23 protein-coding genes are annotated in these 23,442 nt (G+C 46.4%); 19 read left to right on the forward strand and 4 right to left on the reverse strand.

Features of this window, described 5'->3' with window-relative positions; translation table 11 throughout:
- The first annotated feature begins 22 nt into the window (after positions 1–22).
- The 6 genes from F5613_RS12915 (at position 23) to ispF (ending at position 8,014) form a co-directional block, all read left to right on the forward strand.
- Positions 23–1,477, forward strand: coding sequence for an aminoacyl-histidine dipeptidase (locus F5613_RS12915; RefSeq protein WP_179400071.1), 1,455 nt, complete (start codon positions 23–25; stop codon positions 1,475–1,477).
- Between the two features lie 154 nt (positions 1,478–1,631).
- Positions 1,632–2,279 (forward strand): redox-sensing transcriptional repressor Rex, encoded by a 648-nt coding sequence (locus F5613_RS12920; protein ID WP_179400072.1) that lies wholly within the window; start codon positions 1,632–1,634, stop codon positions 2,277–2,279.
- Between the two features lie 3 nt (positions 2,280–2,282).
- A complete protein-coding gene (locus tag F5613_RS12925) occupies positions 2,283–2,897 on the forward strand; it encodes a fumarylacetoacetate hydrolase family protein (protein WP_068186340.1) in 615 nt (204 codons plus the stop codon).
- A gap of 12 nt (positions 2,898–2,909) precedes the next feature.
- Positions 2,910–6,281, forward strand: coding sequence for a type IX secretion system sortase PorU (gene porU / locus F5613_RS12930; protein ID WP_179400073.1), 3,372 nt, complete (start codon positions 2,910–2,912; stop codon positions 6,279–6,281).
- 46 nt (positions 6,282–6,327) lie between these two features.
- The gene (gene porV, locus F5613_RS12935; protein ID WP_179400074.1) at positions 6,328–7,521 is read left to right on the forward strand and encodes a type IX secretion system outer membrane channel protein PorV; all 1,194 of its coding nucleotides are present in this window, start codon (positions 6,328–6,330) and stop codon (positions 7,519–7,521) included.
- Positions 7,522–7,534: 13 nt separating this feature from the next.
- A complete protein-coding gene (gene ispF / locus F5613_RS12940; RefSeq protein WP_068186440.1) occupies positions 7,535–8,014 on the forward strand; it encodes a 2-C-methyl-D-erythritol 2,4-cyclodiphosphate synthase in 480 nt (159 codons plus the stop codon).
- 165 nt (positions 8,015–8,179) lie between these two features.
- Here ispF and F5613_RS12945 read toward each other — a convergent pair whose 3' ends face one another.
- Positions 8,180–8,593: a hypothetical protein gene (locus F5613_RS12945; protein WP_179400075.1), complete on the reverse strand. Its 414-nt coding sequence runs from the start codon at positions 8,591–8,593 to the stop codon at positions 8,180–8,182.
- Between the two features lie 626 nt (positions 8,594–9,219).
- Here F5613_RS12945 and F5613_RS12950 point away from each other — a divergent pair.
- From F5613_RS12950 to F5613_RS12980, 7 genes are all read left to right on the forward strand, one after another.
- A complete protein-coding gene (locus F5613_RS12950; protein WP_179400076.1) occupies positions 9,220–11,079 on the forward strand; it encodes a hypothetical protein in 1,860 nt (619 codons plus the stop codon).
- Between the two features lie 8 nt (positions 11,080–11,087).
- The gene (locus F5613_RS12955; protein ID WP_179400077.1) at positions 11,088–11,786 is read left to right on the forward strand and encodes a hypothetical protein; all 699 of its coding nucleotides are present in this window, start codon (positions 11,088–11,090) and stop codon (positions 11,784–11,786) included.
- Between the two features lie 80 nt (positions 11,787–11,866).
- On the forward strand, positions 11,867–12,211 hold the full coding sequence (locus F5613_RS12960; RefSeq protein WP_068184863.1) for a translation initiation factor: 345 nt from the start codon (positions 11,867–11,869) through the stop codon (positions 12,209–12,211).
- 5 nt (positions 12,212–12,216) lie between these two features.
- Positions 12,217–15,447, forward strand: a complete 3,231-nt coding sequence (locus F5613_RS12965; protein ID WP_179400078.1) for a UvrD-helicase domain-containing protein — start codon at positions 12,217–12,219, stop codon at positions 15,445–15,447.
- A gap of 73 nt (positions 15,448–15,520) precedes the next feature.
- Positions 15,521–16,189 (forward strand): phosphatidylserine decarboxylase family protein, encoded by a 669-nt coding sequence (locus F5613_RS12970; protein WP_179400079.1) that lies wholly within the window; start codon positions 15,521–15,523, stop codon positions 16,187–16,189.
- Entirely contained in the window at positions 16,186–16,887 is a 702-nt protein-coding gene (gene pssA, locus F5613_RS12975) for a CDP-diacylglycerol--serine O-phosphatidyltransferase (protein WP_068184853.1), read from the forward strand. Before F5613_RS12970 ends, pssA begins: the two co-directional genes overlap by 4 nt.
- Before the next feature lie 44 nt (positions 16,888–16,931).
- Positions 16,932–17,177, forward strand: a complete 246-nt coding sequence (locus F5613_RS12980; protein WP_179400080.1) for a DUF4834 family protein — start codon at positions 16,932–16,934, stop codon at positions 17,175–17,177.
- A 6-nt stretch (positions 17,178–17,183) separates the two neighbouring features.
- On the opposite strand, the gene F5613_RS12985 is transcribed toward F5613_RS12980, so the two are convergent.
- Together F5613_RS12985 and F5613_RS12990 are read right to left on the reverse strand one after the other, a co-directional pair.
- The gene (locus F5613_RS12985; protein ID WP_179400081.1) at positions 17,184–17,624 is read right to left on the reverse strand and encodes a nucleoside deaminase; all 441 of its coding nucleotides are present in this window, start codon (positions 17,622–17,624) and stop codon (positions 17,184–17,186) included.
- The gene (locus F5613_RS12990; RefSeq protein ID WP_068184844.1) at positions 17,621–17,848 is read right to left on the reverse strand and encodes a hypothetical protein; all 228 of its coding nucleotides are present in this window, start codon (positions 17,846–17,848) and stop codon (positions 17,621–17,623) included. Before F5613_RS12990 ends, F5613_RS12985 begins: the two co-directional genes overlap by 4 nt.
- A 68-nt stretch (positions 17,849–17,916) precedes the next feature.
- Between F5613_RS12990 and F5613_RS12995 the strand changes: the two genes are divergently transcribed.
- The 6 genes from F5613_RS12995 to rsgA all read left to right on the forward strand — a co-directional run bounded on the left by F5613_RS12995 (position 17,917) and on the right by rsgA (position 22,021).
- Entirely contained in the window at positions 17,917–18,285 is a 369-nt protein-coding gene (locus tag F5613_RS12995; protein ID WP_068184880.1) for a YraN family protein, read from the forward strand.
- 15 nt (positions 18,286–18,300) lie between these two features.
- Positions 18,301–18,660, forward strand: a complete 360-nt coding sequence (locus F5613_RS13000) for an MmcQ/YjbR family DNA-binding protein (protein WP_179400082.1) — start codon at positions 18,301–18,303, stop codon at positions 18,658–18,660.
- A gap of 1 nt (position 18,661) precedes the next feature.
- Positions 18,662–19,393, forward strand: coding sequence for a biotin--[acetyl-CoA-carboxylase] ligase (locus tag F5613_RS13005; RefSeq protein WP_179400083.1), 732 nt, complete (start codon positions 18,662–18,664; stop codon positions 19,391–19,393).
- A 275-nt stretch (positions 19,394–19,668) separates the two neighbouring features.
- Positions 19,669–20,379 (forward strand): UMP kinase, encoded by a 711-nt coding sequence (gene pyrH, locus F5613_RS13010; protein ID WP_079684408.1) that lies wholly within the window; start codon positions 19,669–19,671, stop codon positions 20,377–20,379.
- A gap of 72 nt (positions 20,380–20,451) precedes the next feature.
- Positions 20,452–21,012: a ribosome recycling factor gene (gene frr, locus F5613_RS13015; protein ID WP_079684407.1), complete on the forward strand. Its 561-nt coding sequence runs from the start codon at positions 20,452–20,454 to the stop codon at positions 21,010–21,012.
- Between the two features lie 76 nt (positions 21,013–21,088).
- Entirely contained in the window at positions 21,089–22,021 is a 933-nt protein-coding gene (rsgA, locus tag F5613_RS13020) for a ribosome small subunit-dependent GTPase A (RefSeq protein WP_179400084.1), read from the forward strand.
- On the opposite strand, the gene dgt is transcribed toward rsgA, so the two are convergent.
- Positions 22,018–23,343, reverse strand: coding sequence for a dGTP triphosphohydrolase (gene dgt, locus F5613_RS13025; RefSeq protein ID WP_179400085.1), 1,326 nt, complete (start codon positions 23,341–23,343; stop codon positions 22,018–22,020). The two genes, rsgA and dgt, sit on opposite strands and share 4 nt — an antisense overlap.
- Between the last annotated feature and the right edge of the window lie 99 nt (positions 23,344–23,442).

Genomic DNA, 23,442 nt, shown 5'->3' on the forward strand with positions numbered 1-23,442 from the left:
TCAAAGTAAATTTTTAACTCCTATGGCAGCAGAAATCAGAAATCTTTCTCCTCAGCATGTTTGGGGCTATTTCCATGACCTCACGCAGATTCCACGTCCAACAGGACATATGGATGCGGTAACCCGTTATATCCTTGCTTTTGGAAAAGAATCGGGTCTTGAAACCCTGCAGGACAAAACCGGTAACATTGTGATCAGAAAACCGGCCACTCCTGGAATGGAACATTGCAAGACTGTAATCATTCAGGGCCATCTGGATATGGTTCCTCAGAAAAATACTGCGACTGTACATAATTTTGAAACCGATCCGATCGATGCTTACATCGATGGCGATTGGGTAACCGCAAGAGATACCACGCTGGGAGCCGACAATGGAATCGGTGTGGCACTTGCTTTGGCTGTGCTTTCGGACAATACGCTGAAGCACGGACCGGTTGAAGCCCTGTTTACTGTGGACGAAGAGGTTGGTATGGACGGCGCTTTCGGTTTGAAGCCCGGGTTCCTTAAAGGAGAAATCCTGATCAACGCCGACTCAGAAGAAGAGGGTGAACTTTTTGTTGGTTGTGCCGGCGGAGCCGATTTAAATATATCTTTCCAGTTTAAAGAGGATATTGCCATCCCCGAAGGAGATGTAGCGGTAAAATTATCTCTTACTGGCTTAAAAGGCGGACACTCGGGAGTGGATATCCATTTGGGAAGAGCCAATGCCAATAAGCTGATGTTCCGCTTTTTGAAAGAGGCGGTACGGGATTATGGAGCACGGTTGTCAAGTATCGATGGTGGATCGCTTCGTAACGCCATCCCCCGCGAAGCCGTTGCTATCATCACCATTCCCGGCGACAATGTAGAAGCGCTTTGGGAACTGGTAGCCGATTATCAGGATATGTTCCGTACAGAATATCAGGGAATAGAAGAGTCGGTTTTGTTTGTTGCAGAGCCTGCCGAATTGCCCGCTTCCCTTATTCCGGAAGAGATTCAGGACGACCTTATCAATGCCATTGAAGGTTGCCAGAACGGGGTGATCAGCATGTTGGCCGACTTCCCCGGAACTGTAGAAACTTCTACCAATCTGGCTTCTGTCAAGAAAAGCGACCAATTGATCGAGATTAAGATACTTACCCGTAGTTCATCCGAAAGTCGTAAAGAGCAGATCTGTTCAAGTCTGGAAAGCGTCTTTGCCCTTGCCGGAGCCAAAGTAGAGTATGGTAGCTCGTATGGAGGTTGGCAACCCAATATCAAATCGGAGATCCTGGGTGTCATGCAAAGAGTGTACGAACAGAAATTTGGCAGAACACCGAATGTAAAAGTAATGCATGCCGGTCTGGAATGTGGTATCATTCAAACGGTTTATCCGGATATGGATATGATCTCTTTTGGTCCGGATCTGCAATATCCGCACTCGCCCGACGAAAGAGTAGGTATCTCTTCCGTTCAAAAAGTATGGACATTCCTTACCGAAACGCTGGCAGCCATGTAATTTTAAAATTAAATATAATGAATAGGGTGTGTCTGATACAGATGCACCCTGTTTGTTTTGATACCAACGTCAATACTATGTACTTCATTTGTTTATAGTTTGTAAAAAAAATTGTAATTTTGTCCCTCACAAAAAATAAATAATCTAACGGCAAATGGCTAACGATGAATTAAAACAGACCTGGAAAGTACCAGAGCCAACCCTAAGAAGGCTTCCGTGGTATTTAGCCTTTGTGAAGTTGTTAAAACAAAGAGGAGAAACGTCGATTTCGTCTACACAGATAGCCAAAGAGATCAACGTGGATGCCAGTCAGGTTGCCAAAGACTTATCTTATGTAAACATCTCCGGAAAAACCAGGGTAGGGTACGAAATAGACACGCTGATTGATGTGCTGGAAGATTTTCTGGGATTCAACTCAACTCATAAAGCCTTCCTGTTCGGGGTTGGTAGCCTGGGGGCTGCCTTGTTGCAGGATACCGGACTTGGTCAGTACGGACTCGAGATCGTAGCCGGTTTCGATATCCGCGAAGAACTTTCCGGAACTTCGATAAACGGAATTCCGGTTTATCACATGAGCGAGCTCAGCACCATGCAAAAGAGGTATGGAGCCACTATCGGGATTATCACGGTTCCGGTTGATAAAGCCCAGGAGGTAACCAATCACATTATAACCGAAGGCATCAAGGCCCTTTGGAACTTTACCCCCTTCCGTATCCGTGTGCCGGAGCATATTGTTGTACAGAACACCTCCTTATACGCCCATCTGGCATTAATGTTCAACCGAATGAATTCAACAAACTAAAAAATGAAGGTTATTGCAGTTGGAATGAATTATGCGGCTCACAATAAAGAGCTGGATCATACGTTAGAATTAGCGGAGCCAACAATCTTTATGAAATCGGATTCATCTCTGCTTAAGGATGGTAAGCCATTCTTTATACCGGATTTTTCGGAAGAGATTCATTACGAAACGGAGATTGTAGTCAGAATAGACCGTCTGGGAAAGAATATAGCAGAACGTTTTGCCCACCGTTACTACAACGAGGTAACCGTAGGCATCGATTTTACCGCCCGTGACCTGCAACGGAAGCTCCGTTCGCAGGGATTACCGTGGGAAATCAGCAAGGCGTTTGATAATTCGGCCGTAACAGGAACTTTTATGCCGCTGGAACAGCTGGGAAAGGTGGACAACCTCTCTTTTCATCTGGATATCAACGGACAGAAGGTACAAGAAGGCAATACCGGCGACATGCTTTTTTCGGTGGATAAGATTGTGGCTTATGTAAGCCGCTTCTTTACATTGAAGATTGGCGATCTGATTTATACAGGTACTCCGGTGGGCGTGGGCCCGGTACATATTGATGATCACCTGCAAGGATATATTGGCCAACATAAATTGCTCGATTTCTTTGTTAGGTAAGATAACAAAGTCATGAGAAAGCCTTTTTTGTCACTACTTATAACTCTATGCTTCCTATGCGCTTCACTCGGAGCGTCTGCAGTGGAATATGCCCCCTCTTCGGTGCTATCGCAAGGCCGGTGGGTAAAGATACGGGTGGCTCAAACAGGAATATATAAATTTACCTTTGACGAACTGCGGAAGATGGGCTTTGCCAATCCGGCGGCGGTATCGGTGTATGGGTATGGCGGATGGCCTTTGGACGAGGATTTCAGACAGCCTTATGCAGACGATCTTCCGCAATCAGCCGTATATAAAGGGGATAACTACCTGCTTTTTTATGGTAGAGGTCCGGTTAAATGGAGCTATAGTCCCTCTTTAGCCACGTTTGTACACGAGAATAATCCCTATTCGAGCTATGGCTATTATTTCCTTTCAGACACATCGCCTGTAAAGACCCTTGCCAAAGAGACTTCGGTAACCGGGGCCTCGTTGCAGGTTAATACGTACGACGACTATTTTGTACACGAAAAAGACCAGGTGTCGGTCAACAAGTCGGGCCGCGAACTTTTCGGAGAATCGTTCTCCCTTAACACCGGTCAGACATTCCCCTTTGCCGTGCCGGGTATTACGGACGATCCCGCCAAGATATCCTTCCGGTTTATTGCCAAACCTACCACCGGACAGGCTTTGGTAATCCTCACCGCCGGTACTCAGCCTTTGTTAAATGCATCAATTCCCAGAAGCAGCATAGACGATTCCTATACCAAAGCGCTGGAACTTTCGCGCACGGTAAGCTGGAACGGAGCCAAAACCCCGTACGTACAGGTAGGAATAACCTACAGCCGTAACACCAACGACCTGGCGCATCTGGATTACATCCGGCTGCATGCCGTACGTACACTCAAGATGTACGGACCTTATACCTTTTTTCGCAGCATCGCATCTGTGGGCAATGTGACCCGCTTCGTGCTTCAGGAGGCCTCTGCCGATGTTAAGATATGGGATGTTACCAACCCGGTGCTACCGGTCGAGATGGAGACTACCCTGAACGGAACGGAATGTTCCTTTACGATTCCGGCATCCAACACCCTTAGGGAGTTTGTAGCCGTAGATATCTCAAAAACACTTCCGGCTCCCGAAACCGTGGGTGTGGTTTCCAATCAGAACCTGCACGCATTGGAACAGACAGATATGGTAATCCTTACACATCCGGCTTTTATGGAACAGGCCGAGCGTCTGGCTGCACTACATCGATCGGAATCCGGACTTAAGGTTACCGTTGTAACCCCCGAGCCCGTATACAACGAGTTTTCGAGCGGTACACCCGATGCCACAGCCTACAGGCGGTTGATGAAGATGTTTTACGACCGGGGCAAACAAGCCGGAACCGCCCCCCGGTATCTGTTGCTGTTTGGCGACGGAACTTTCGACAACCGCATGATTACCAGCGAATGGAAGAACCTTACCAACCTCAACCTGCTGCTTACCTACCAATCAAAGGAGTCACTTAATATGTATACCTACGTGACCGACGATTATTTCGGCTTTCTGGACGATTCGGAAGGAGCCAACCTGTCGGGCGACAAGCTGGATATCGGTATCGGTCGGTTTCCGGTACGAACCCTCGAGGAGGCAAAGATTGCCGTAAACAAAAGCATTGCATACATTGAAAATAAAACAGCCGGAGCCTGGAAAAACAACATAAGCTTTGTGGCGGACGACGGCGACAATAACCTGCACATGTCGCAGGCCAATCTGCTTGCTGATTATCTGGAAACAAATCACCCCGAGTTTCTGATCAATAAGATTTATTTCGATGCCTACAAAAAGCAATCTTCCGGAGGGAAGGTGGGATATCCGGATGTAAACGCCCGTATCCTGAAAGAGCTTAAGAGCGGGCAGATGATTCTAAATTATACCGGTCACGGTAGCACCGCCTACTGGGGAGCCGAAGGGGTGCTATCCCAATCCGAAATAAAGCAGTTCAACTATCCCTATCTTCCCTTGTGGATAACGGCTACCTGCGATTTTGCCCGTTTCGATGCTGTAAATACCTCGGCCGGCGAAGATGTATTCCTTAATCCCACCAGCGGAGGGATAGCTTTGTTCACCACCACCCGGGTGGTGGATGCCAACCCTAATTTTCAGATAAACAAACAGCTGATAAACAATCTTTTTGTAAAGAACGGCGGTAAAAGGCTTAGTCTGGGAGATATCATGCGTACCACCAAGGTGAGCCTGGGGAACGACCTCAACAAACTAAACTTTACATTGATAGGAGATCCGGCCCTTACCCTATCGTATCCCGGTAAGGAGATGCGCATAACGGAGGTAAACGGTCAGCCGGTGGGAAGCGAGCCTATTCAGCTAAAAGCATTGGACAAGGTTACTGTAAAAGGAGAGGTGCTTACGCCGGATGGAAAGCGGGATACCGATTTTTCGGGTGTCTTGTCGCCCACCATGCTGGACAGCAAGCAGACGCTTACCACCCTCGACAACGATAAAACAGGCAACCCCTTTTCCTATACCACCTATCCCAATGTAATGTATACGGGTAAAGATTCAGTGCGTCAGGGGGAGTTCAGCTTTTCCTTTACCGTACCGAAAGACATCTCGTATTCCAATAACAACGGAAAATTAAGCCTGTATGCCGGAAATACCCAAACAAGGGATGAGGCACAAGGAGCCTTCCTGCAGTTTAAGGTAGGAGGAACCTCCGACTCGGCACAGAAAGATACCGTTGGTCCGGAGATTCTGTATGCGTACCTCAACGATTCCACCTTCAGGGATGGGGGCAGAGTGAATACCACCCCGCTGTTTGTAGCCTATTTGCGTGACGAAAGCGGAGTAAACATCAGCGGAAGCAGCATCGGTCACGATGTGATGCTGGTGATAGACGGACTTATTTCCCAAAGCTACAACCTGAACAGCTACTACGAATCGGTTGCAGGTTCCGAGGGCGAAGGCCGCATCGTGTTTCCCATACCCGCCCTCGAGCCCGGAATGCATACGGCCGAATTTGTAGTATGGGATGTACAGAACAATTCGTCGCTTCACACCTTTACCTTCGAAGTCGTTGAAGGTTTAAAGCCCGTATTGTATAAACTCACCGCTGGTCCGGTTCCGGCCCGGAGCGATGTAACCTTCTTTATATCACACAACCGTCCCGAAGCCGTACTGGATGTTCAGCTATATGTATACAATATGATCGGTCAGCTTGTATGGTCGTATAAAGAAAACGGCTCGTCGGCTCTGTTCAGCGATTATACGATCCGATGGAATCTCACCGGTACAAACGGAGTCCGCCTCAAGCCGGGTATCTATCTGTACCGGGCAGCCATACGCACCGATCAGTCGCGCGAGGCAACCGAAACAAAAAAATTAATCATATTGGCACAATAAAAGCGCCTTTATAAGTGTTTAAGCTTCTAACAAGTATTCAATAAGTATGACTCATCTAAGAAAAAGCGTTCTTGCAACACTCGCCGCAGCCTGTTTGTGGACCCTTCCGGTAAACGGTAATCCGCCCGGGGATATTAAGAACACATTCAATCCCATATATACGGCAGTACCGGCCTTGTCCATCGCACCCGATGCCCGGGGCGGAGGTATGGGAGATATTGGAGCCGCAACCACCCCCGATGTGCATTCGCAGTACTGGAACCCGGCAAAATATGCATTTCATTACAGTAAGGCAGGCGTATCGCTTTCGTATACCCCCTGGTTACGTAAAATTGTGAACGATGTGGCGATGGCCTATGTGTCGGGCTTTTATAAGCTGGGCGACAACGATCAGCAGGCAATCGGAACTTCGCTTCGCTATTTTTCGCTGGGAGAGATTGCGATGACCGAATACGGAGGAGCCGTATACAACCAGGTTTCACCCTATGAAATGGCTTTCGATGTGAGTTATTCGCGTAAGTTGTCCGAATCCTACTCCATGGCTGTAGCCTTACGCTACATCCGTTCGGATATGGGAGCCGGAGTAGACGATGATATCCAGGCCGGCAATGCCTTCTCGGCGGATGTGGCAGGATATCTAAATAAGTATGTGGTATTGGGTAGCAGTGAATGTCTGTGGGCGCTCGGATTCAATATCTCCAACATCGGTACAAAGATTTCGTACGACGGGGGTACTACCAACCAGTTTCTACCCACCAACCTGAAGATCGGTACCTCGTTGCTTTATCCGTTGGACGACTACAATACGATCTCCTTCAACCTCGATTTAAACAAATACCTGGTGCCTACGGTACCTGTATATACCGGATCCACCCCCGAAGATCAGGCTGCCCACCAAAAGAAGCTTGACGACTTTAATTCGCTTTCGCCCATATCGGGTATATTTAAATCCTTTGGCGATGCTCCGGGCGGATTAAGTGAAGAATTGAAAGAGGTGATGGTTTCTGTGGGTACAGAATATAGTTACAATGAACAGTTCTTTGTTCGCGGCGGTTATTACTATGAAAATGTTAATAAGGGGAACCGCCAGTATTTTTCATTGGGTGCCGGTTTCCGTATGAGCGTGTTCCAGCTGGATGCAGCTTATCTGATCAGTACGATACAAAGTAATCCGCTGGACCAGACGCTTCGTTTCTCTCTCTCCTTCGATATGGACGGATTGAGAAGTTTGGTACAATAATAATAAGTTGATGATGAAAATTCGAGTTGGTTTCGGGTATGATGTACATGCCCTGGTTCCTGACCGCGCCTTGTGGTTGGGAGGTATTAAAATTGAACATACGTTGGGTTTGCAGGGACATTCGGATGCCGATGTCTTGATTCATGCCATTTGCGATGCTTTGCTTGGGGCAGCCAATATGCGGGATATCGGGTATCATTTTCCGGATACTGCCGGAGCATATAAAGACATTGATAGTAAAATCCTGCTGAGGGATACACTGAAGCTTTTGCGGGAGAAAGGGTACGAACTCGGCAATATTGATGCCACGGTTTGCGCCGAACAGCCCAAGCTGAAGAATCATATTCCAACTATGCAGCAAACGTTGGCTGAGGTGATGGCTGTTGATCCGGATGACATCTCCATCAAAGCCACAACATCCGAAAAGCTTGGCTTTACCGGTCGCCAGGAGGGCATTTCAGCCTATGCAACCGTTTTAATTACAAAAAACTAAAATCTATCTGTCATCTATCATTTTTCCAATCTAAATGGCACACCGTCAGCGGGTTGAGAAATGATAGATTGCTTTTTTATCTGTCACCGATCTGTCATCTGTCATTTTCCCGTAATCGTCTCCTCGGGGCCAAAACAGTCGCTTAAAGAAATGTCTTTCAATAGGTTACATTTCAATATTTAAAAAATACTTAAATTCAGATAGTATTATAGGAGTAAATGGAGTAGATGGGCTGAATTTAATTTCGCCTGAAAACAAAAACATATCTCCTCTGACAGGCATATCTTTAGGTAGTTTTGTTGGGTATAATATTAATTGCTGTATACTCCCATTAACCCTAACCTTTGGAAATACAATAAAAAGAGAATCGGTTTCCCGGTATTTTTCTAAGTCAAACTCCCCCTTAGCCTCATTAATTGTGGCTAAATTGGGAAGATCGGCAAACCGCAGGTCTTCCATGTTCAATTTAATTACCTCAAAGGTCGAGTCTTTTATCTCTTCGTCGTCCTTATCACATGCGGTAAACAGAAATAATAATACAGAAAGAAGTAAACTGCTGGTAAACAATAGTGTTTTCATACAATTGAATTTTGATTTAAAGAACAGGTATACGCTTATTATTTTAGTGAGAGAAACAGAAAAGGGTTTTATTTTCTGCGGGCCAAATTAAAAGGTCAGAATCAGCAGCCGTTTTGTTCATCAGATGTTTGTACGGAAACAAAGTTATAGATTATTTATTTACAATAAAGTTATTTCATATGTTGTATAACACAAAAGAAAATAACTGATATCACTCCATGTATTTTCAAGCGACCCTTTAGTATCTACTCCGTTGTTAATAAGGAAGAAAGCTACGAAGATTACTATTTTTTATAACGAAGAGCTAATCGTTGGACCATGGTCCAACGATATCTCAACCATGGTCCAACGATATCTCAACCATGGTCCAACGATATGTTGACCTAGGTCCAACGAAAAGTAGACCATGGTTCAACGATTAGCTTCTCGTATTGAAAAGAGTAGAAGTAAACGATGAAAAGACTTAATCTCAGTACAGCTTACGCTTAGAGATATCTATTGCATTTCAGTTTGTTGCTTCTATTGTATGCTGAACCAATTGATTTGAAAAAAGAAAAATAAGCATTATCTATTGTTATGCATAATAATCCTATTATATTTGCTCTTTCAATTAATAATAGTGTAGAATGGAGCCAATGACATCCTTTAAAGTCAGCTTAAAACTTCTCTCATTTGTCTTGCTATGCACCCTGATCTTGCCTGCCTGTGCGTACGACAGCGACGACGATAATTATGTTGACGTGCCAAAACCAAGCGAACAGTTCCAGATTGGCATCGACCTTGCCGGAGTTGATCCCGATCAGGTTATTTATCTATATTCATCCGGATACTTCTATTATTCGCTGGATACCCGGGGAAAGGAAATCTTAGATCAGAAGTTTTTTCTGGACGGGAGAGATATTTCATCCGGAATAAATAATGGAAGTGTATATATTAACGGCGGACCCCTTGATGGAAAGGAGCATGAACTTAAAATGATTGTAGGTTTCAAGACCGGAACCGGTAGTCTGGCCGAACTGGCAGGGTACGAAATGTATGTGGGAGAATATACGTTTAAGCTGAAGTTTATAGATTCTTCCAACAACAGCGCTGTGCTGAATGTGCGGCAGACTGTAGATGCCAACAATAACCTGAAGTTGGTTTGGGACAGGCCCCAAGGATTTGATGTGGTATCCTACGAAATATACAGCAACGAATATACGCCACATCTGCTTGCAACGATTACCGACCCGGATCAGACCTGGTTTGTGGATCAGAGTTATGTTTACGGATATAAATCGTATCAGATTGCCGCCCGGTTGAGGAATAGTCAGCAAGTCAAAATCACAACTTATTATACGGTGTCTTATTCTTCCATTGAGGCCGGACATATTCAGGGAGATCGCATCAACCGGAACAGTCTGCGTACTCAGATTACTAATACGAATCCCTATCCCTGTAAGTATGTGGTGGAATATGGCTATGAAAATAAGATTGTGGAGGCGGACCGGTCCGGAGAGATTATTTTACCCGGAGGCGACTTTCCAAGCTGGATCTCTTTTCATCTGTATCTATTACCTTTAACGGCGGATGTATCCGAGTATAAATCATATCCCTATGTATATGGTTCTCTTTCCGACAGAATGCTGGAAGCGCATATTTCACTGGCGGCAGACCTGCATGGAAACCGGCTGGTAGGGATGGACTTCAGAAATTATTATCAGTACGATGTATCCACGGCCTTGCCCACCTTTTCAAAGGCTCACAACCTTACGCTGCACACGGGTTGTATAATGAAGGCATCCAATACAGGGTATGTAGCGGTATCGGATAGCAGAAACATCCTTTATATCTACAAAGACAATACATTTAATAATTTGCTGTTTCAGATTCAGACTCAAGGCTTGTTTTTCTGCCTCACGGACAACAACCTTCTATTTGTTCAAACCAACGATGGTTTTGATGTGTACAACATCTTAACCGGAAACCAGGTTGGAAGTCAGCAGTTAATCAGCTCGCCGGACGAGGTCTATAACCAAGGACTGGTTGTCCGGATTTCGTCGGATGCCCGCTATCTGTATGTACTCCGTAAAAATTACTATACAAGCGAAAAGCAACTGGAACTGTATGAGGTGAACCCGGATTATTCGCTGAAGCTGCTCCGTACAGAATCCGATGCAAAGATCAGTGCCATCAGCTTTCATCCCGTTAATCCCCGTAAGGCGGTTATCGAATACAGCGATATCCGCTTCTCGCTGGTGGACGTGGAAACCGGCGCACGTACAACCGTGGCGGGATATTTCCAGAATATTGATCCTTTTACCGGCGCCGTATTATATAAAGCAGCCGATTATATATCCGGAAATTACGAGGTGAAAGTGCTGGACAACAGCGGTACAAAAGAAATCTGGAGAATGAAGTTGGCCAATATCAACCCCTTTGCCGATACCAGGCTGTACAATAACCTGCTGATGTTTAACGGCTATGTAATGAATCTGACTAAATAAACAGTGCCATGTACAAAATAAGTATATATAGTATTCTTTTTCTAGTAACCACGTTGGGCGCCAATGCCCAGTTTAGTGTAAGTTATACGGCCGGATACGGAAGTTATAAGATGGGAGATATGAAAAAACTGCTCGAATCTGCCTTTCAGATGGAGCAAGGAACTATGCCTGCGGGTTTGCGGATTGTTGATAACTTTCCGGCCTATGTAACGCAGTCGGTCGATTTTACCTATAAGAGAGACCGCATGGAATGGGGGGTGACGGGTACGTTTATGACCACCGGAGGTAAGATTGCCTATTCCGATTATTCAGGTAAATACGTCGAAAAACTTACGCTTACCGGCTATCGGATTGGAGCTACCTATCGTTACTACTTGTCCGAAGGAAAACTGGGGAAGTTTCCGTTGCTGTTTTACGGCGAAGTTTCTCCCGCTGTTACCTTCACGAATCTGAAGTACAGGGCTACGGTTGATATTTACGAAGGCAATATTCACGAAGAGGCCAACGACAATGTTAGTACGAAAGCAAAAGGATGGTCCGTGCTGCCGGCGCTGGGAAGCAAGCTGTTCTTAACCCGTAAGCTTGCGCTGACTGCCAATATCGGGTACGATATCGAATTTGGATCGAAGCTCTCCACCACCAGCAACACCCTCCGCGTGGACTGGTCCGGACTACGGTTGAACGGTGGTGCAACTATTATGTTCTGAAAACAATTTGTATATACTATTGTTGGGGATTCTTATTTTTTTCCTTATTTTGTAGCTCCAATACAGAATAAGACAACGATATGAAAGATAACAACTGGAAAGACAGGTTGGGGGTGATGTATTCTACCAATCCTGATTTTAAATACGATACGGATGAGACGGAAGAGGTGGATACCCTTCCAAAAGATAAGCAGCTGCTGCGTATTTTGCTGGACAAAAAGAACCGGGGTGGCAAGGCTGTTACACTGATTACCGGATTCAGGGGAACCAACGACGATCTGGTAGCTTTGGGAAAGTTCCTGAAGGTGAAATGCGGGGTAGGCGGATCTGCCAAGGATGGCGAGATTATCGTACAGGGAGATCTGCGTCCCAAAGTGCTTGAAATTCTGCAAAAAGAAGGCTACACCAAGAGCCGCATCATTTAACAGCCATGCTTACGGTATACAGAGCTTCTGCCGGAGCCGGAAAAACCCATAAACTTACGGGAGAGTATCTTAAATTACTCTTTGCATCGCCCGGTGCCTACCGGCGAATCCTGGCGGTTACCTTTACAAACAAGGCTACCGACGAGATGAAGGGGCGCATCGTTCAGGAACTTTATACCCTTTCCTCCGGACAGAAATCGGATTATGTGCCGGTGCTTTCCAGCCGGTTCGGACTGGATGAGGCACAGGTACGTGCCCAGGCGCGGAAGGTGTTGATTGCTATCCTGCACGATTATTCGGCTTTCAATATCAGTACGATCGACCGCTTCTTTCAGCAGACCATGCGGGCATTTACCCGCGAAATAGGTTTGCAGGGAGGATACGCCATCGAGATGGACCAGGAATTGGTACTTACCGAGGCGATTGACAACCTGTTGGCAGGACTCGAAAAGCCCGAAAATAAAGAATTATTGGGCTGGTTGCTTCGCTTTGCCTCTGATAAGGTGGAAGAGGGCGGCGGCTGGAACCTGCGGAAAGACATTGCGGCTCTTTCGCGCGAGGTGTTTAAGGAGAGTTACAAGGCTTTCAGTGCCGATGTGGCTAAAGATATCGAAGATAAAGCGGCGCTGGAATCCTACAAGAATCATCTGTTCGCCATTATCCGGTCCGTCGAGGCCGAAGCCCGCGATCTGGGCAGACAGGGACAGGCAGTGCTGGATCAATACGGATTGCAACCGTCCGATTTTAAAGGCGGCAGCCGGTCGCCGCTGCATTATTTTGCCAAACTGGTTGCCGGCGAAATGAAGCCCCCCAGCGATACGTTTGCTAATCTGGCCGATAATCTGGAGGCCTGCTTTACGGCGAAGACGGAGTCGGGGATGAGGCAGATCATCGGGTGTGCATTCGACGACGGACTGAATGACTGCATCAAAAAGATCAATACCCTTTTCGGGAATCTTACCAATTACTATACGGCAAAGGAGATTGTACGTTACTATTATGCATTGGGTATTCTCAATGATATCGCAGTGCAGATTGCCGAGTACCGCGAGGAGAAGAACGTGATGCTGATTGCCGATACCACCGAACTGCTATCCAAGGTGGTGGGGGGTAGCGAGGCTCCCTTTATTTATGAGAAAACCGGCACCCAGGTGGATCATTATATGATTGACGAGTTTCAGGATACATCGGGCATGCAGTGGGGAAACTTTCTGCCGTTATTACAGGAAAGCCTTTCGCACAACCGAGATAACTTGATTGTGGGGGATGTAAAACAAAGTATCTACCGGTTCCGTAATTCCGACTGGAAACTGCTGGATGAACAGATCCGCTACGATTTTTCTCCGGAACAACTTCGCGAAGAGACCCTCAAAGACAACTGGCGCAGCTGCCGTTGCATCGTGGATTTCAATAATTCCTTGTTTACAATTGCTCCGGCTTTGCTGCAGAATCTGTTTAATGAGGCCCTGGATGGCTCTTCGCTTTCGGATGTGCAGAAAAGGCGCTATTGCACCAAGATTATGACGGCTTACGATCAGTCTTTCCAGCGGGTGCCTCTTCCTTTTCAGAATAAAGAGGGACATATCCGGGTGGAGTTTATTTCGCAGGAGGATCAGGACTGGAAAGAGGAGGCGGTGGACCGTCTGCCCGGTGTGCTGGAGCGTTTGCAGGATAACGGGTATTCGCTTAAGGATATTGCGGTTCTGGTACGAACCAACCGCGAAGGGGCCATGGTGGCCGATTCGTTGCTGGCTTACAAGGAGGAGAATCCTTCGGATACATATAAATATGATATTATTTCGGACGAGGCCTTGTTTATCAGCAGCTCGCCGGCTGTGCGTTTCTTGATCGCACTGCTGCGTTACCTGCGCAACCCGGGCGACAGGACCAATTACAGGCTGGCGCTTTTTGCCTATACATTGGCTGTGCCCGAAGCTGACAATGCTTCCGATGGTGCACGTGATTTTATTCCTTTGGATGAATTTCCGGAGGAGCTGAACCGTGCGTTGCATGGGTTGAGCAATCATTCGCTCTATGAAATGACGGAAGGATTGTTCCGCTTGTTTAACGACCGCTTCCCCGATAACGAACAGGTTTTTGTACAGGCCCTGATGGACATGGTTTCCGAGTTCACTCAACGGGAGAGTGTAGATATTTCGCGCTTTCTGCAATGGTGGGACGATACGGGCAGCCGCAAGACCATTGCAACGCCCGATGCCCAGAATGCGATCCGGATTTTAACGATACATAAGTCGAAAGGACTGGGATTCAAAGTGGTGATTGTTCCCTTCGGCGACTGGGAGATAGATCATAAGCCCAGCAAGCAGCCTGTTTTGTGGTGCCATCCGGATAAGACTCCCTTTAATCAGCTGCATCTGGTGCCGGTACGTTACGGATCGGTGCTGGGGAATACGATATTTGCCGACGATTATTTCAACGAGAAGCTTCATGCGTTTATCGATAACCTGAATACGTTGTACGTGGCATTTACCCGGTCGAAGGAAGAACTTATCGTGTTTTCGCCAAAGCCTAAAAAGCCCGAAAAGATAAGTTCGATGTCGGATCTGTTGTGGAACGGGTTGTCCACCGACGGATACGACTCCACCCGCGAAGGGGAATCTTTGTTGCCTCTTGCTTCTCATTTCGACTCCGAATCGGCTATATTTGAATTGGGTTCGTGGTGGCATCCGGAAAAGAAAAAGAATGATGATAGACCGGTGACCGAAATACCGATGCAACGGATTCATTCGGTTTCGCCGGACGAACGGCTGCAGCTGCGTTTGCACGGAAAGGGTTTTTTCTTCGACAATAAGGAGCGCAAACACGGTACGCTGATGCACGAGGTGCTGAGCCGGATTCATACCAAGGCGGATATACGCCAGGCGGTGGAAGGATACCGGGTTTCGGGCGTGATAAACCGGGAAGAGGCCGATGTGCTTTGCGGACGTTTAGATGCGTTACTCGACAAGCAGCTGGTTGCCGGTTGGTACGACGGTACGGCCCGGATACTGAACGAAGTTGATATCCTGTATGGCAAAGGGTTGGCCAAGCGTCCGGACCGGGTGATGATATACGATGATCAGGTGGTGGTGGTGGATTATAAGTTTGGTCAGAAAGAAAGTAAAACGTATATTTCGCAGATGAAAGAGTATGTTGGGCTGATCCGTCAGATGGACTATAAACAGGTGACAGGATATATTTGGTATGTGGAATTGGATAAAATAGAGGCGGTGTAGTGCTGATATTTTTTTTATTTCGTAAAATTGCATACTTTTGCAAATATTATAACGTAACAGATTAAAATTTGGAATGAAAGTACACAGAGAAGGAACAGGGTTATTGCTAACATTATTTACGATTTTCTTCGTCTTGAACGTATCATTGTATTATACATCAGGCAAAAGCACACTTTTCTATACGGTAAGTGCCTTGTCTGCCATCTTTTTTCTGCTCGTCTTAAACTTTTTCAGAAGTCCTTTCCGTCGTTTTCCCTACGACTCGGAGGGTCTTGTAATCGCTCCTGCCGACGGTACGATTGTAGCCATCGAGGAGGTGATGGAAAACGAGATCCTTCACGAGAAGAGATTGCAGATTTCAATCTTCATGTCTGTATTTAATGTGCATGCCAACTGGTTCCCGGTAAATGGAACGGTAAAGCATGTATCTCATAACAATGGCCGTTTTATGGCGGCTTACCTACCCAAGAGCAGTACCGAGAACGAACGTTCTGCCGTGGTGGTGACAACCAAAAACGGGGTGGATATCCTGGCCCGCCAGATTGCCGGAGCCATGGCCCGACGCATTGTAACTTATGCCAAGGTGGGCGAGAAGTGCCATGTGGACGAACAGATGGGTTTCATCAAGTTTGGCTCGCGTGTGGATGTTTACCTTCCCCTGGATTCCGAAGTATTAATTGAGATGGACCAAAAGGTTACCGGAAATCAGACTCCGATTGCCCGTTTACATACTAGAAAATGAATATAGCTAAGTACGTTCCGAATACAATTACCTGTTTTAATCTTGTTTCCGGTTGTGCAGCCTGTGTGGCAGCCCTGGAAGGTAATCTGTTTTTAGCAGCGATGTTTGTTATCCTTGCTGCCGTGTTCGACTTTCTGGATGGTTTTGCCGCACGACTGATGCATGCCTATTCTCCTATCGGTAAAGAATTGGATTCGCTGGCCGATGTGGTGAGCTTCGGAGTTGCCCCCGGGATGGTGGTGTTCTGGTTGCTCAGTGAAGTGGCTCCTCTGCTGCCTTTTGGCTCAGCTGCTGCCGTAGTTCCATACTGGGCGTTTGTTATTCCGGCATTCTCGGCCCTGCGCCTTGCCAAATTTAATATTGACGATCGTCAGACTACCTCCTTTATTGGTCTGCCGGTTCCGGCTCATGCTCTTTTCTGGGTGGGTGCAGCCTATTCGGTACTTCCGGTCCTGTATACCAATCCTCTTTTATTTACGGTACTGATCTGTGTACTTGCTCTGGTTACCTCGTTGTTGCTGGTGTCCGAAATTCCCATGTTCGCACTGAAAATCACATCTCTTAAATGGAAAGGGAACGAATTGCGTTACATGCTGGTGGTGTGTGCCGTAGTGTTTGTGGCAGCCTTCGGATTCCTGGGATTATCCGGAACAATTCTTTTATATATAGTATTGTCTATTTTTAACAAAAAGAAGTAATTATACATTGTATCTTTGTTGCTGCAATCAATACGTATTGAATTATGTTCAAATTTCTATTTTTACTTTTTGGTTTTTTCCTTTTGTTGGTCTTATTGCTGGGATTTTCTGTAATCAGAACATTTAAGCGTATCCTGTTCGGCGCACCTAAAACTGAAACCGGTCGCAGACACACCAACCCTACTGCCGGTCAGCAACAGTCACGTGCGGAAGAATATGCCGCAGCCAAGAAAAAGCTTTTTACCAAGGATGATGGTGAATATGTAGATTACGAAGAGGTTAAAGAATAAACTGCTTCACCTTTTCTTTTTAAAAAAAGAGATCATTTCTGCCGCGCATTCCATCTCCAGAATTCCTTTCTTCACTACAGCCTTGGGATGCATTGCCTTCGGAGCAAAAAGCGAAAACCCCCGTTTCTCGTCGGATGCCCCATACACGATGGTGCTTACCTGCGCCCAACCTATGGCTCCGGCACACATAATACAAGGTTCAACTGTAACATACAGGGTACATTCGGGAAGGTATTTGGCTCCAAGTACCCCGGTTGCTGCCGTTAGCGCAAGCATTTCGGCATGTGCCGTTGGATCGTTAAGCCGTTCGGTCTGATTGTGTGCCCGTGCAATTATCTTGTTGTTGCATACCACAACCGCGCCTACCGGTACTTCGCCCTCCAGAGCAGCCTGCCTGGCCTCGACCAGCGCCTGTTTCATAAAATATTCGTCTGTAAATGGATTCATCTGCGCATTTCGTTTTCGCGGAACAGGGTGGGGTAATCTTCTTCCAGCGTTTTAAGTATGTGTGAAATGATGGTTTCGCGGTACCACCTCGATTTGTTTTCAATCTTGTATTTGGACAGGTAGCGTTTTACCGCCTTATGCTCGTCGTCGTTAAGCATAAAGGTGACTTTATGTACCCGCGGCTGACCAGGGGTGGTGGATGCGTATTTCCTGTCTTTCTTCATATGTTGCAAATGTAATGCCTAATGGGTAAATAAAAAAGAAAATGATTACATTTGTACAAATTATTCATATGGCAACACATAATATAACAGGTAAAGAGGGTGAGGCATTCGCCCGGCAGTACCTCGAAGATAAAGGTTACCGTATTTTGCACTGCAACTGGAGGTACAGGCATAAGGAGCTGGATATTGTTGCCTCCGACGGGAAAGAGCTGGTGGTGGTAGAGGTGAAGACCCGCTCTGATAATTACCTGGTTTCGCCGCTGGAATCGGTGGATGCCGCCAAAATAAAATGTATTGTAAGCGCCGCGGATGTGTATGCCCGTAAATTTAACGTGGATCTGTCCATCCGTTTTGATATCATTGCCGTTGTTAAATATGCCGACGGTTACAGGGCAGAGCATATTGAAGATGCTTTTTACGCCCCGCTTCGTAAATAATTAAGCCTTTGTTTTATGAATATTGAAGATGTAAGAAGCTATTGTCTGTCGTTGAGAGGCACCACGGAGTGTTTCCCTTTCGATGATGTGTCGCTGGTTTTTAAAGTGGAGAACAAGATGTATCTGTTGCTTCCGCTGGATGCCGACGAGCCGCATGTTTCCCTGAAGTGTTCCACCGATTACACGGAGGAGCTGAGGGATCGCTACCAGGCTGTCACTCCTGCATTCCATTTCAAAAAGAAATACTGGAATTCCATTTATCTGGAGAGGGACATGGAGGAGACCGAAATCAAACGCTGGATTCATCATTCGTACCGCGAAGTAATTGCCAAATTACCTAAGTCGCTTAGGGAAGAATATAAAGAAAATCCTTGATATGTCGCAAATAACGTATTTGGAAGAAACAGAGTCGACCTCCAAAGCCTTGCGTGAGCTGATGGCCCGGGGCCGCGTAGAAGAGGGAGCGGTTGTGATGGCCGGCTTTCAGACTGCCGGTCGGGGACAGGTAGGCAATGTGTGGGAGTCGGAAGCCGGTAAGAACCTAACCTTCAGTGTGGTTATTTATCCGGAAACAGTTCCGGCGAACCGTCAGTTTGTCTTATCGCAGCTCACCGCGCTGAGTGTGAAGGAGACGCTGGATGCTTATACCGACGGTATCACGGTTAAATGGCCGAATGATATCTACTGGCGGGATCAGAAGATCTGTGGTATGCTGATTGAGAACGATCTGTGCGGTAAAACCATCTATGCAACCATTGCCGGAATCGGCATCAACTTAAATCAGACTGTGTTTCGGGGAGACGCGCCAAATCCGGTTTCGCTGTGCACTATTACGGGGCTGACTTACGATCCGGGTGAGGTATTGGACCGCTTCCTTTCCATATTTTATAAATGGTACCTTCGGTTGCTTAAAGGCGAGGAGTCGCTGATACGGCAATCCTACGAAAAGGTGTTATACCGGAAGGAGGGCTTTTATCCGTATGCCGACGAGCAGGGTGCTTTTGAAGCCCGGATCAAAGCGATTGAGCCTACCGGACATCTGGTTCTGGAATTAAGGGATGGCAGCGAGCGGACGTATGCTTTCAAGGAGGTGAGCTATGTAAAATAGCGGCAGCCACCACTCCGCTGAGTGTATGCCTGCCGCACAAAGTTAGGAATAGGCTTTGGTCTTTTTGAAAATGTTATTTAATGAATCAAATCACAAGTAACAGCGTGTGTTTCTATTTCTACATTACAAAAATACAATCGTAAAATTACATGCATGTGTCGTTAGCCTTACGTGTTTGTTACATGCGAATAATGAATAAAAACAGCTTCCTGTAATTGGTTACTTAAACAAATAGTTTACTTTTGTAAACTGAAACGATTAAACAACAGATTTTCATGGCTCAATACAAAAGAATACTTTTAAAACTTAGCGGCGAATCGCTCATGGGTGGCAAATCGTATGGAATTGACGAGACACGCCTTTCCGAATATGCTGCGCAGATTAAAGAGATTGCCGATATGGGCATCCAGGTAGGTATTGTGATTGGCGGAGGGAACATCTTTCGCGGATTAAGCGGTGCTTCCAAGGGATTCGACCGGGTGAAGGGAGATCAGATGGGGATGCTTGCCACGGTCATCAATAGTCTGGCCTTAAGTTCTGCGCTGGTATCCATGGGGGCGAAAGCAAATGTGCTTACAGCGATTCGTATGGAACCTATCGGTGAGTTCTATAACAAATGGAGAGCCATCGAATTATTGGAAAAAGGACACATCGTTATTATGTCCGCCGGAACTGGAAATCCATTCTTCACCACCGATACCGGCTCGTCGTTACGAGGTATTGAAATTGAAGCCGATGTGATGCTGAAAGGAACCCGCGTGGATGGAATCTATACGGCAGATCCGGAAAAGGATCCTACGGCTACTAAGTTTTCTGAAATTACCTACGACGAAATTTATACCCGTGGATTGAAGGTGATGGACCTCACCGCTACCACCATGTGCAAGGAAAACAACTTGCCTATCATTGTGTTCGACATGGATACGAACGGCAATCTGAAAAAGGTGATGAGCGGGGAGCCGATTGGAACGCTGGTTCATAATTAATGAATAGTTTGCTATATCGGAAAAGTTTATTATTTTTGTTAGTTGTAATAAAATCAAATTTTATAAGCAGTTATGGTAGATACGAAACAGTTCGTAAAGGCAGCGGAAGAGAAAATGACATTCGCGATCGAATATCTCGATGAACAATTGGCTCATATTCGTGCCGGAAAGGCTAATCCCAAAATTTTGGACGGTGTACGTGTTCCCTATTACGGAAGTCTGGTGCCACTTACCAATGTTGCATCGGTAAACACACCGGATGCAAAGACCATTGTGATCACCCCGTGGGAAAAGCCGCTTATCAAAGAAATTGAAAAGGCAATTATGAACTCTGAAGTAGGGATTACTCCCGAAAACAACGGAGAGATAATTCGTCTTGGAATTCCACCGTTAACGGAGGAACGTCGCCGACAGCTTGCCAAGCAATCCAAACAGGAGGCAGAAACTGCCAAGATCAGCGTGCGTAATGCCCGCCGCGATGCCATTGATGCATTGAAGAAAGCCATCAAAGAGGGCTTGCCCGAAGATGTTGAAAAGGACGCGGAAGCAGAGGTTCAGAAGATTCATGATAGATATATCAAGAAAATAGATGATCTTTACGCAGCTAAAGAAAAAGAAATTATGACTGTATAATTTAGTGGAGGCGTCAGATACTGACGCCTCTGTTTTTAAAAGAATGCACCGGACAGGCATTTAAAAATAGATTCGCATGAAAGGATTGGTTATTAAGAATACAGGTAGCTGGTATTCGGTTCGTACGGACGACGGTCGGACAATCGAAAGCAAAATTAAAGGGAATTTCAGACTGAAGGATATCCGTAGTACGAATCCTGTGTCTGTGGGCGACCGCGTGGATATCGATATTAATAACGAAGGAACTGCCTTTATTACGGAGATCGAAGACCGCAAGAACTACATCGTCCGTCGTGCGTCCAACCTGTCTAAGCAGTCGCATATCATTGCCGCGAATCTGGATCAGGCGATGTTGATTGTTACCGTCAACTACCCCATAACCACCACTGTATTTATAGACCGTTTTCTGGCAACAGCCGAGGCCTACCGCGTGCCTGTAAAGCTAATATTTAATAAAATAGACCGGTATCATGCCGATGACCAGGAGTATATGGAGGCGTTGATCCATCTGTATACCACCATTGGCTATCCTTGTTCCAAGATCTGTGCCAAGAAGGAGATCGGTCTCGACGAGCTGCGTGAGGAGCTGAAGGGGAAGATCACCTTGCTTTCAGGTCATTCGGGTGTGGGAAAATCTACGCTGATTAATAAACTGCTGCCGGGGGTAAACCTCAAAACCGGTGATATTTCAGAGTATCACAACAAAGGGATGCATACAACCACCTTCTCTGAGATGATCGAACTGCCTGACGGCGGCTTTATAATTGATACTCCGGGGATCAAAGGTTTCGGTACCATCGAGATGGAAGACGCGGAGATTTCACACTATTTCCCCGAAATATTCAAACACAGCGACAAGTGTCGTTTCGGCAACTGCTCGCACCGGCACGAACCGGGTTGTGCGGTTATCGAGGCGGTAGAAAATCATTACATCAGCGAATCACGTTACCGTAGTTACCTGAGTATCCTTACCGACAAGGGAGAAAGTAAATACCGGGAGGATTTTTAAACCGCCGGCAGACTCATTCCTGTAATCTTTCTGTACAAATCAAGGGCATATACATCGGTCATCCCCGATATGTAATCGAGTACGCACTGTATCTTACCGTAGGTAGTAGTGGCGTTGATGTTGTATTGCTCCGGGATTCTCTTCAGCAACAGCTTGCTGTAGGCCCTTTCCTGGTTCATCACAGCCTCTGTTAGACTGTCTATCAGGTACCCGAATATGCGGTAACCGGCCAATTCGATGTCGAGTACCTCTTTCGCCTTGTATATTTTTCTGAAAGCTGTTTCCGAACAACGGGCATAGGCCTCTTTTGCTTTGGGGTTTACCTGTTTGATCAGGGTGGTGTTGAATGTTCCTTCCAGCAACTCTTCCTCGTTTTCCAGAAATACACGCGAACATTCGTCTACCAATAGTCCGATGATGCTGGAGCGCAGGTAGGCTATCTTTTCATTCACATCGTCAACCATATCCATGATCCGCTTGATGTGCGGTAGTTTCTCGTCGTCGAAAAAGTTCAGCAGCAGCCCGATGGTTTCTTCGCAGGTGAGAAGTCTCAGCTTGAAGGCATCTTCGATATCCATAATCTGGTAGCAGATATCATCGGCCGCTTCAACCAGATACACAAGCGGGTAACGTACGTACCTGGATGGGTTTTCCTGCAGGGTGTGAATGCCCAGTTCGTTGGCGATTTGGTTATAGGTTTCTTCTTCCGACTGAAAGTAACCGAATTTACCCTTTGTTCCGGACAATTCCGACGAATAGGGATATTTTACAATGGAGGCAAGCGTGCTGTAGGTCATCGCAAACCCGCCTTTTCTGCGTCCGATAAACTGGTTGGTAAGCAACCTGATGGCATTGGCATTGCCCTCGAAATGGATAAAGTCTTCCCATCGGCCACCCTCGTCGCGTACCTTCATTTCAAGATTTTTCCCGTTTCCTTCCATAAAGTAGGAGGAGATAGCTCTTTCCCCCGAATGCCCGAAGGGAGGATTGCCCATGTCGTGCGCCAGGCAGGCGGCCGCCACAATAGATCCTATTTCGAAAAAGGAGGCACTCTGATCGGGATATTTGTTCATCAAGCCGCGGGCAACGTTGTTTCCCATGGATCTGCCAACACAGGAAACCTCCAGACTGTGGGTAAGGCGGTTGTGTACAAATATATTGCCCGGCAGCGGAAATACCTGCGTCTTATTCTGTAACCGGCGGAATGGGGCCGAAAATATCAGCCGGTCGTAATCCCTCTGAAAGTCCGTTCTATCGTGCTTCCTGTCGTGGTATTCTTCCATTCCGAAACGTTTGTCGGACAATAATTGGTTCCAGTTCATTTGATTTGAATTTATCGGATCATCTTTCTACAAAGATATAAAATAAAGATATATAATAATGTATAGACACAAAAACAAAGCCCGGGTCAACTATTACGA

Source organism: Macellibacteroides fermentans, assembly GCF_013409575.1.
Taxonomy (GTDB): Bacteria; Bacteroidota; Bacteroidia; order Bacteroidales; family Tannerellaceae; genus Macellibacteroides; species Macellibacteroides fermentans.

Excerpts from the sequence above, each read along its gene's own strand:
- F5613_RS12925 (WP_068186340.1), top strand. The coding sequence starts at position 2,283 with ATGAAGGTTATTGCAGTTGGAATGAATTATGCGGCTCACAATAAAGAG.
- pssA (WP_068184853.1), top strand. The coding sequence starts at position 16,186 with ATGAATATAGCTAAGTACGTTCCGAATACAATTACCTGTTTTAATCTT.
- porV (WP_179400074.1), top strand. The coding sequence starts at position 6,328 with ATGACTCATCTAAGAAAAAGCGTTCTTGCAACACTCGCCGCAGCCTGT.
- F5613_RS12965 (WP_179400078.1), top strand. The coding sequence starts at position 12,217 with ATGCTTACGGTATACAGAGCTTCTGCCGGAGCCGGAAAAACCCATAAA.
- F5613_RS12915 (WP_179400071.1), top strand. The coding sequence starts at position 23 with ATGGCAGCAGAAATCAGAAATCTTTCTCCTCAGCATGTTTGGGGCTAT.
- dgt (WP_179400085.1), bottom strand. The coding sequence starts at position 23,343 with ATGAACTGGAACCAATTATTGTCCGACAAACGTTTCGGAATGGAAGAA.
- F5613_RS12995 (WP_068184880.1), top strand. The coding sequence starts at position 17,917 with ATGGCAACACATAATATAACAGGTAAAGAGGGTGAGGCATTCGCCCGG.
- F5613_RS12920 (WP_179400072.1), top strand. The coding sequence starts at position 1,632 with ATGGCTAACGATGAATTAAAACAGACCTGGAAAGTACCAGAGCCAACC.
- rsgA (WP_179400084.1), top strand. The coding sequence starts at position 21,089 with ATGAAAGGATTGGTTATTAAGAATACAGGTAGCTGGTATTCGGTTCGT.
- F5613_RS12945 (WP_179400075.1), bottom strand. The coding sequence starts at position 8,593 with ATGAAAACACTATTGTTTACCAGCAGTTTACTTCTTTCTGTATTATTA.
- frr (WP_079684407.1), top strand. The coding sequence starts at position 20,452 with ATGGTAGATACGAAACAGTTCGTAAAGGCAGCGGAAGAGAAAATGACA.
- F5613_RS13000 (WP_179400082.1), top strand. The coding sequence starts at position 18,301 with ATGAATATTGAAGATGTAAGAAGCTATTGTCTGTCGTTGAGAGGCACC.
- F5613_RS12960 (WP_068184863.1), top strand. The coding sequence starts at position 11,867 with ATGAAAGATAACAACTGGAAAGACAGGTTGGGGGTGATGTATTCTACC.
- pyrH (WP_079684408.1), top strand. The coding sequence starts at position 19,669 with ATGGCTCAATACAAAAGAATACTTTTAAAACTTAGCGGCGAATCGCTC.
- F5613_RS13005 (WP_179400083.1), top strand. The coding sequence starts at position 18,662 with ATGTCGCAAATAACGTATTTGGAAGAAACAGAGTCGACCTCCAAAGCC.
- F5613_RS12970 (WP_179400079.1), top strand. The coding sequence starts at position 15,521 with ATGAAAGTACACAGAGAAGGAACAGGGTTATTGCTAACATTATTTACG.
- porU (WP_179400073.1), top strand. The coding sequence starts at position 2,910 with ATGAGAAAGCCTTTTTTGTCACTACTTATAACTCTATGCTTCCTATGC.
- F5613_RS12980 (WP_179400080.1), top strand. The coding sequence starts at position 16,932 with ATGTTCAAATTTCTATTTTTACTTTTTGGTTTTTTCCTTTTGTTGGTC.
- F5613_RS12985 (WP_179400081.1), bottom strand. The coding sequence starts at position 17,624 with ATGAATCCATTTACAGACGAATATTTTATGAAACAGGCGCTGGTCGAG.
- F5613_RS12950 (WP_179400076.1), top strand. The coding sequence starts at position 9,220 with ATGGAGCCAATGACATCCTTTAAAGTCAGCTTAAAACTTCTCTCATTT.
- F5613_RS12990 (WP_068184844.1), bottom strand. The coding sequence starts at position 17,848 with ATGAAGAAAGACAGGAAATACGCATCCACCACCCCTGGTCAGCCGCGG.
- ispF (WP_068186440.1), top strand. The coding sequence starts at position 7,535 with ATGAAAATTCGAGTTGGTTTCGGGTATGATGTACATGCCCTGGTTCCT.
- F5613_RS12955 (WP_179400077.1), top strand. The coding sequence starts at position 11,088 with ATGTACAAAATAAGTATATATAGTATTCTTTTTCTAGTAACCACGTTG.